Raw genomic sequence first — 8,706 nt, forward strand, 5'->3', positions numbered from 1 at the left:
CCTGATGAGCGTCAACCTCAACACGAACAAGAACGACTCCACTCAGGGTCAGAACAACCTGAAGACCTGAGCGGCGGGCGCCGGCGCCCGGCCGGCGCACCGCCGCGCTCCCGCATGCCGCAGGTCCCCCTGGTCCAGACCGCCTGCGGGGTGGCGCTCCTCTGCGAGGAGCCGCTCCCCGGCCTCTCCGCCTCCCCCGCCGCGGGGGAGGCGGACGTTCGCGTGCGCCTGCGCCGGATGCCGGAGTGGCTCCCGGCCGCCGCGGCGGCGGGCGCGGAATGGCTCCCGGCGGCGCGCAACCGCGACCCGCGCCGCCCCGGGCCGCGGGTGCGCCTGCTGGAGGGCGGCTGGTTCCTCCTCGTCTACCCCGACGGCACCCGCTTCCTGCTGGACCGCGCCGGCACCGAGATGTGGGCCGACTGGACGGACAGTTCCACGCTGGAGGACGCCGCGACGTACCTGCTGGGCCCCGTGCTGGGCTTCCTCCTGCGCTTGCGCGGCGTCCTGGCGCTGCACGCCAGCGTGGCCGCCGTGGGCGGGCGCGCCGTGGCGCTCGCCGGGGCGGCCGGGGCCGGGAAGTCCACCGCGGCGGCGGCGTTCGCGCGCGCGGGGCACGCGGTGCTGGCCGACGACCTGGCGGCGCTGGACGAGCGCGGCGGCGGCTTCCTGGCCCGCCCCGGCTTCCCGCGCGTGCGGCTCTGGGACGACTCGGCCGCCGCTCTCTTCGGCTCGCGCGAGGCGCTGCCCCTGCTCACGCCGAACTGGGAGAAGCGCTACCTGGACGTCTCCGGCGCCTTCCCCCCCGCCCCGCTCCCCCTGGCCGCCGTCTACCTGCTGGGCGCGCGCGACGAGGCCGGCCCGCGCGTGGAGGCGGTCGCGCCCGCCGCGGCGCTGGTGGAGCTGGTCGCCCACACCAGCGGCGGCGCGCTGCTGGACGCCGAGATGCGCCGCCGCGAGTTCGAGGCGCTCTCGCGCCTGGTGCGCGCCGTCCCCGTGCGCCGGCTGGTGCCGCACGCCTCCCCCGACCGTCTTCCCGACCTGGTCCGCGTGGTGCAGGCCGACGTGGACGCCCTCTCGCGGAGCGCGGCCTGAGCGTGGCGCCGTACTCCGTCTCCGCCTACGGGCGGATGGTGTCGGACCGGGTGCGCATGGCCGCGTACGAGGCGGCGCTGCGGGCCACGGTGCGCCCCGGCTCCGTCGTCCTCGACATCGGCACCGGGACGGGGATCTTCGCCTGCCTGGCGTGCCGGCTGGGGGCGCGGAAGGTGTACGCGGTCGACCCCTCCGACGTGGTGCGCGTGGCGCGCGAGGTGGCGGCGGCGAACGGGGTGGCCGACCGCATCGAGTTCTTCCAGGCCACCTCGCGCGCGGTGGAGCTCCCCGAGCCCGCCGACGTGATCGTGAGCGACCTGCGCGGGGTGCTGCCTCCCTTCGGCCGGCACTTCGCCGACCTGGCCGACGCGGGGCGCCGCTTCCTGCGCGCCGACGGGGCGCTGATCCCGCTCTGCGACCGCGTCCACGCTTCGGTGGTGGAGGCGCCCGGCCTCTGGGCGCACTTCGTGGCCCCGAGCGACGAGGAGGCGTTCGGCTTCGACATGGCGGCGGCGCGGCGCTCGGCGGCGGACGTCTGGCACAAGGCGCGCCTGGAGCCGGAGATGCTCCTGACGGAGCCTGCCGAGTGGGCGGCGATCGACTACCGCGACCCCGAGGCGGCGCCGCTGGACCGCGCGCTGGAGTGGGAGGCGGCGCGCGCGGGGACCGGCCACGGGATCGCCGCCTGGTTCGACGCCGAGCTGGCGCCGGGCGTCGGCTTCAGCAACGCGCCCGGCGCCCCGCCGGCGCTGTACGGGCAGGCGTACTTCCCCTGGCCCGAGCCGGTGCCGCTCGCGCCGGGCGACCGGGTGCGGGTGCACCTGCGCGCCGTCCCCGCGGCGGACGACCACGTGTGGACGTGGAGCACGCGCGTCACCGCCCCCGGCGGCGCCGAGAAGGCGCGCTTCGAGTCGTCCACGCTGCGGAGCGCCCTCCCCTCGCTCGAGCGCCTGCGCCGGGGGATGCCGGACCACGTCCCCCGTCTCGGCGTAGACGGCGAGGTGGAGCGCGAGGCGCTCCTGCGCATGGACGGCACCCGCACCGTGGCCCAGGTCGCCGCCGAGCTGGCCGCGCTCTTCCCCGGCCTCTTCCCCACCCCGCACTCGGCCGTGGAGCGGGTGGCCGGCCTGAGCCGGGAGCTGGCCCGGTGAGCGCCGCGCCCGGCGCCAGCCTGCCCGCCGCGCCCGCCCGTCCGCCGGGCGCGGGGCGGCGCCCGCCCGAGCACGAGCTGCTCCTCCACTGCGCCCGCGTCGCCCTCTCCCCGGGCGGCGCGGCGCGCGTTCGTGCGCTCGCGTCGGAGGACCTCGACTGGGAAGAGCTGGTCGCGCTGGCGGAGCGGCACGGGCTGGTCGCCTTCCTCCACCGCCACCTGGTCGCGGGCCCGGTCGCCGCTCCCGAGGCCGCGGCGTCCGCCCTGCGCGCGCGCTTCCGCGAGCAGGCGCGCCGCGCGCTCGCGCTCGCCGGGGAGCTCAGGCGGCTGCTGGACGCGCTCTCGGGCGCGGGCGTCGCGGCGCTGGCGTACAAGGGCCCCGCGCTCGCCGTGCAGGCGTACGGCGACCTCTCGCTGCGCCGCTTCACCGACCTCGACCTGCTGGTCCGCCCGGACGACGCCCCCCGCGCGCTCGCCGTTCTCGCCGGCGAAGGATACGACCCGGTGAAGCGGCTCTCGCCCGCGCAGGACGCCGCCTTCCGCCGCGTCGACGGCGACTACCAGCTCCTCCACCGCCGGACCCGGGCGCTGGTGGAGCTGCACTGCCGCGTCCACTCCCGGCGCTTCGGGGTGCCGCTGGAGACGGCGGAGCTGATGCGCCGCGCCCGCCCCGTCCCCCTGGGCGGCGGCGAGGTCCCCGCGCCGTGCCCGGACGACGCGCTCCTGGTCGCCTGCGTCCACGGCGGCAAGCACCGCTGGAACCGGCTGGAGTGGGTGTCGGCCGTCGCCGGGCTGCTGCGGGGCGGATCGGCCGACGCCGCCGCCGTCCTCGACCGCGCCGGGGAGCTCCACGCGCGGCGCACCGTCCTGCTCGGCCTCGCCCTCGCGCGCGGGCTGCTGGACGCGCCGGTGCCGCCCGCCGCCGTCGCGGAGATCGAGGGGGACGCGGGGATCGCGGCGCTGGTGGAGGAGTCGGAGCGGCGGATGTTCGCGCCGACGGCGGTGGAAGTGGAAGGGGAGGAGACGGCCGCGAACCTCGTCTACAACCTGCGCCTGCGGGATCGCCCGACCGACCGCGCGCGCTACGCCTGGCGCTGGCTCACCCTCCCCTCGCCCGAGGACTGGGAGTGGCGCCCGCTCCCCGATGCGCTCTTCCCCCTCTACCGCGTGCTGCGGCCGCTGCGCCTGGCGCTGCGCTACGGCCGCCGCGCCGTCGGGCGATGAGCACGATGGTGACGGCCCCGCCGCGCCCGCTGGCCACGCTCCCCGCCTTCGCGGGCGAGGTGTGGCGGATGATGCCCCGCCGCATCGCCGCGGCGCTCGGGCTCTCGCTGGCCGTCTCCGCCTGCGAGGCGGCGGGCGTGCTGGTGCTGGTGGAGCTGCTGGGGACGGTGGGCGTGGCCGTCCCCGCCGGCTCCGTGGGCCGGCTGGGCGGGGTGGTGCGCGACCTCTTCGGCGCCGCCGGCGCGCGGCCGACGCTCGGCGCCGTGCTCCTGCTGTACGTGGGGGTGATGGCGGCGCAGGCGGCGGTGCAGCGCGGGCAGACGCTCGCCGCCTGGCGGGTGCAGTCCGACGTGGCGCTCGGGCTGCGGCGCCGGCTGTACGCGGCGATCTCGGCCGCGCGCTGGCTGCACTTCACCCGCGTGCGCTCGTCCGACCTGGTGCAGGCGCTCACCACCGAGGCCGACCGCGCCGCCACCGCCGCCGCGCACCTGCTGAACGGCGTGGTCAACGCGCTGGTGGCGCTGGTCTACCTGGCGCTGGCGCTGCGCGTCTCGGCCGGCGCCAGCCTGGCGGCGCTCGCCTGCGGGGGCGCGCTGATCGTGCTGCTGAGGAGCCAGGGGCGGCGCGCGCGCTCCGCGGGCGAGGGGGTGACGGACGCGATGGGCGAGGTGGTCTCGGCCGCCACCGAGCACCTGCAGGGGATGAAGGCGGTGAAGAGCTACGGCGCCGAGGAGCGCACGGTGGCGATCTTCTCCGCCGCCGCGGGCGAGGCGGCCGGCCACTACGTGCGGGCGGTGCGCGTCTACGCCGACACCCGCGCCCTCTCCACCGCCGGCTCGGTGGCGATGCTGGCGGCGGTCACCTTCGTGGCGGTGGAGGGGCTGGGACTGCGCGGCGCGGTGGCGATCCTGCTGATCTTCCTCTTCGCCCGGCTGGTGCCGCGGCTGCAGAACCTGCAACAGGTCCACCAGATGGTGCTGCACGACCTGCCGGCGTGGGCCAACCTGCGCGCCCGCCTGGACGCGCTGGAGGCAGAGCGCGAGCGGCTCTCGCCCACGGCGCCGGTGCACGCGCTGGCCGAGGGGGTGCGCTTCGAGGGCGTCTCCTTCGCCTACCCGGAGACCGGGCGCGACGCCGTCTCGGGGCTGGACCTGTGGGTCGAGGCGCGGCGGACGACGGGCGTGGTGGGCCCCTCGGGGTCGGGGAAGACCACGGTGGCCGACCTGGTGATGGGGCTGGTGCGCCCGCGCGCCGGGCGGATCGTGGTGGACGGGCGCGAACTGGACGAGGAGTGGCTGCGCGGCTGGCGCGAGGGGATCGGGTACGTGGCGCAGGAGACGGTGCTCTTCCACGACACGGTGCTGGCCAACCTGCGCTGGGCGCGGCCGGAGGCCACGGAGGCCGAGGTGTGGGAGGCGCTGCGGGCGGCCGCGGCGGAGGAGTTCGTGCGGGCGCTGCCCGGGGGGCTGGAGACGGTGGTGGGCGACCGGGGGCTGCGCCTCTCCGGCGGCGAGCGGCAGCGGCTGGCGCTGGCCCGCGCGCTGCTGCGCCGCCCGGCGCTGCTGATCCTGGACGAGGCCACCAGCGCGCTCGACACCGGGAACGAGCGGCGGATCCGCGACGCCATCGCCGCGCTGCACGGCCGGGTGACGATCCTGCTGATCACCCACCGCCTCTCCAGCGTGCGCGGCGCCGACGCCATCCACGTGATGGAGGGCGGCCGCCTGGTGGAGTCGGGCGACTGGGCCTCGCTCCTGGCCCGCCCCGGCGGCCGCTTCCGCGAGCTGTGGCGGAGCCAGGAGGCGGAAGCGGCGGAGCCGTCCCCCGAGCCGTCGACCGCTGCGAACCCGTAGGGTCGAGGCATGCCTCGACCGGCGGCGGCGGGGGAGTGACGGACGCCTGTCGCGAAGGTAAAATGTAGATGGTCAGCGGATTACATCGGTTCCGACCCTCCAATGACTTCAATTCGGTACCCAGCCATGCCCCCGAATTCCTTCTCCTGGCTGCACCTCACCGACTTCCACTACGGGCTGAAGGGGCAGGACTGCCTGTGGCCTACGCTGCGGGAACCGTTCCTCGACAGTCTCGCATCGCTGCATGAGAAGTGTGGGCCGTGGGACGCCGTGCTCTTCACGGGCGACCTCGTACAGTCGGGCGAGTCGGCCCAGTTCGAGAAGATGCAGGCCGAGGTTCTCGATCCCCTGTGGGAGAAGCTTCGCGAGCTCGGGTCGGGAGACGCCGTGCTGCTGGCCGTGCCTGGCAATCACGATCTCTACCGCCCCGATCCAAACGAAGACAACGCGGCCATAGATGTCTTACTCGATAAAGACGGCTTTGGTCGCATTGAAGAAAAGTTCTGGGATAAGCCGGCAGGCCCGTATCGCCGCGTGATCAACGATGCCTTCGCGGCCTATAGCGAGTGGTGGGAGAAGGCTCCGCATCGGCTCGGCGATGTGAAGATCGGCGTCCTGCCCGGGGACTTCTCAGCAACCATACAGATTGGTGAGCGGCACATCGGAATCGTGGGGTTGAACACCACGTTCCTCCAGCTTGCCGGGGGCGATTACAAGGGGCGGCTGGTCTGGGATGTTCGACAGCTTCACGCCGTGTGCGAGGGCGGCGTTGACGTCTGGTCGAAGCAGCACGACGTCTGCCTGCTACTCACCCACCAGGGACCGGACTGGCTGACTCTCCATGCTCAGAAGCACGGTGAGACGGAGATCGCGCCGGCCGGGCGATTCGCGGTGCACCTCTACGGTCATCAGCACGAGACTGAAATCACCTACATCCGGCGCGGCGGTGCCCGCAACGCGGTGCGTCTCTGTCAAGGCTGCTCCGTCTTCGGGATGGAGAAGTTTGGCGAGACGCCGACCATACAGCGAGCGCACGGCTACGCGGCGGGGCGTATTGAGTTCGGCGATGGGGATACCATCCTGCGTCTCTGGCCGCGAATCGCGACGAACAAAACGGGCGCGTGGCGGTTCATCCCCGACCACGAGCACGCTGTGTTGGATGGCGACGAAGGGACACCGCCGGAGACAGTTGCCGCCCGGCCCCGAGCCGCCATCGTGCGACGGACCGGGGCCTCCAAGGCAGTTGCGGCGTCCGTCGAGACTATCACGCTAGCGCCCAGCGCCGCTCCGCACTCCACGCTCCCAGCGCGGCGACCGTTCTTCGGGCGCAAGGAAGATCTGAAGAAGATTGCGAAGTACCTGCGACCCGAAGATCGCAGTTGGGGCGTGGTGCTAGATGGGCCCGGCGGCATGGGGAAGACCGCACTCGCGCTCGAAGCGGCATACCGGGCACCCGCCGAGCATTTCCCGCTCAAGCTGTGGATCACGGCCAAGAACCGGGAGCTGCTTCCCCACGGCGAACAGCGGCTGACTGACCATCACGTGAATGACTACCACGCGATGCTCAGCGAGTTGGGCCGGGCGCTCAGCCGCGACGATATCCCGAAGGCGGTGCCGGAGGACCGGCCCAACCTCGTACGCCACGCACTGGCCAATCATCGCGCATTGCTGGTGCTGGACAACTTGGAGACGTTCAGCGCGGAGGACCGGCGTCGTGTGTTCGAACTGCTGGGTACCCTGCCCGCCGCCTGCCGCGCCATCGTCACCAGCCGTCGCCGCTCCGAGAGCTCGACCGCTGCGTACAACCTGCGCGTGGACAAACTGGAACGCGAGGCCGCCGACGAGTTGCTGGCTGCGTTGGGGAAGCGGTCGGAACCCGTAGCTCGACTGACGCAGGCCGAGCGCGACCAGTTCTATGCCGAAACTGGCGGCAATCCATTGCTGCTGACCTGGACGGCGGGCCAGCTCGGCCGGACGACGGGCCGTTGCCGTACGGTGGCAGAAGCCGTCGGGCGCCTACAAGAAGCGCATCGCCTGCAGAAACTGGATGAGAAAAACGACCCGCTGGACTTTGTCTTCGGGGACCTTGTTGAAACCTTCACGGCAGATGAGACGGCGGTACTTGCCGCTTTGGTACATTTCACCCAGCCGGCGCCTATCGAGTGGCTGCTACCGCTGACCGAACTAAGCTCAAAGGCCGCGGAAACCGCACTGGACGGCTTGCGTGATCGCGCATTGCTGGTTGAAGACGACCAAGCCGCCACTTGGCTCCTCCCACCGCTGGCGGCGCGGTTCCTCCGTCGCGCCCGCCCTGATGCAGTTGGAGCCAGCGGCGAGCGGTTGGCCGATCAAGCCTATGCACTTGCTGTGGAAAACGGATACAAGAAGTTCGCCCGCTTCCCTGTCTTGGAGAGCGCTTGGCCACAAATTGCCGCCGCCCTGCCGGTGATGATCGCGGGCGACAACCCAAGCCTGCAGACCGTGTGTGACGCCTTAAATACATTCCTTGAGTTCTCTGGCCGCTGGGATGAGTGGCTTTCTCTCTACACCGAGGCAGAGGCCAAGGCAGTGCGCGCGAGGGACTTCTATAACGCTGGTTGGCGAGCTTTTGGGGCTGGATGGTGCCATTATCTGCGCCATCAATCCGCCGAAGTGCTGGCCTGCGCCAAGCGCGTCACCGCCCATTGGCAATCGGCCCGCGTTGGTGCACGCGAGCGCGCCATCGCCATCCGATTGCGCGGGATAGGCCACCAACTAGCACGCGACTACCCAGTGGCGCTCACTGCTTATAATGAATCACTCGGTCTGTTCCGCAGCCTATCACCGAAGAGCGATGATGTGGGCAGCGTTCTGAACGCTATCGCCGAGGCGCTACGCGAGTCGGATCAGTTCGACCTCGCGGAGACCCACTACCATGAAGCTCTTGCAATCGCCCAATCCCTACCGGATCCCGAAGGTGTTGCCGTCTACACCGGCAATATCGCCGAGTTGGCGCTAAATCGCGAACAGTGGTCGAAGGCCGAGCGCCACGCCCGAGAGGCCCTAAAGGTGGCTGAGAAATTAGGCTACAAGGAAAATATTGCCTTCGCTTGCCGATGTCTGGCCAAAGCCCTTGCGCGGCAGGGACGCGGCGCCGAAGGCCGCTGCCACGCCGAGCGTGCGGTGGTTATCTACACTAAACTGCGTTCACCAGAGTTGACCAAGGCTCAAGATGCCTTGAACGAGTGCCTTGGCTGATACCAGCAGAGACGCTGATTTATGAGGTGATACCCATTTTTCATAGCAAAGTTCTGGATATTCAGTATCCGGCGTGACATCTTAGAGGTCCGAGGAGGAGGGTCCTGTCCCCTGTGACTCGGAGGAGCTGATGGCGCGCCGAACCAAGCT

Annotated in this window: 5 protein-coding genes; all 5 read left to right on the forward strand. The window is 71.9% G+C overall.

Annotated elements, in window-relative coordinates; translation table 11 throughout:
• Positions 1-114 precede the first annotated feature (114 nt).
• The 5 genes from VF746_00520 (at position 115) to VF746_00540 (ending at position 8,556) form a co-directional block, all read left to right on the forward strand.
• The gene (locus tag VF746_00520; GenBank protein ID HEX8690893.1) at positions 115-1,092 is read left to right on the forward strand and encodes a hypothetical protein; all 978 of its coding nucleotides are present in this window, start codon (positions 115-117) and stop codon (positions 1,090-1,092) included.
• 2 nt (positions 1,093-1,094) lie between these two features.
• Positions 1,095-2,243: a 50S ribosomal protein L11 methyltransferase gene (locus VF746_00525; GenBank protein HEX8690894.1), complete on the forward strand. Its 1,149-nt coding sequence runs from the start codon at positions 1,095-1,097 to the stop codon at positions 2,241-2,243.
• Positions 2,240-3,466, forward strand: a complete 1,227-nt coding sequence (locus VF746_00530; GenBank protein ID HEX8690895.1) for a nucleotidyltransferase family protein — start codon at positions 2,240-2,242, stop codon at positions 3,464-3,466. Before VF746_00525 ends, VF746_00530 begins: the two co-directional genes overlap by 4 nt.
• Positions 3,463-5,319, forward strand: coding sequence for an ABC transporter ATP-binding protein (locus VF746_00535; GenBank protein HEX8690896.1), 1,857 nt, complete (start codon positions 3,463-3,465; stop codon positions 5,317-5,319). Before VF746_00530 ends, VF746_00535 begins: the two co-directional genes overlap by 4 nt.
• 126 nt (positions 5,320-5,445) lie before the next feature.
• Positions 5,446-8,556 carry a tetratricopeptide repeat protein gene (locus VF746_00540; GenBank protein HEX8690897.1) on the forward strand — a complete coding sequence of 1,037 codons (3,111 nt, stop codon included), beginning with the start codon at positions 5,446-5,448 and terminating at the stop codon, positions 8,554-8,556.
• Positions 8,557-8,706 lie beyond the last annotated feature (150 nt).

The organism is Longimicrobium sp., from assembly GCA_036389795.1.
Classification (GTDB): Bacteria; Gemmatimonadota; Gemmatimonadetes; order Longimicrobiales; family Longimicrobiaceae; genus Longimicrobium.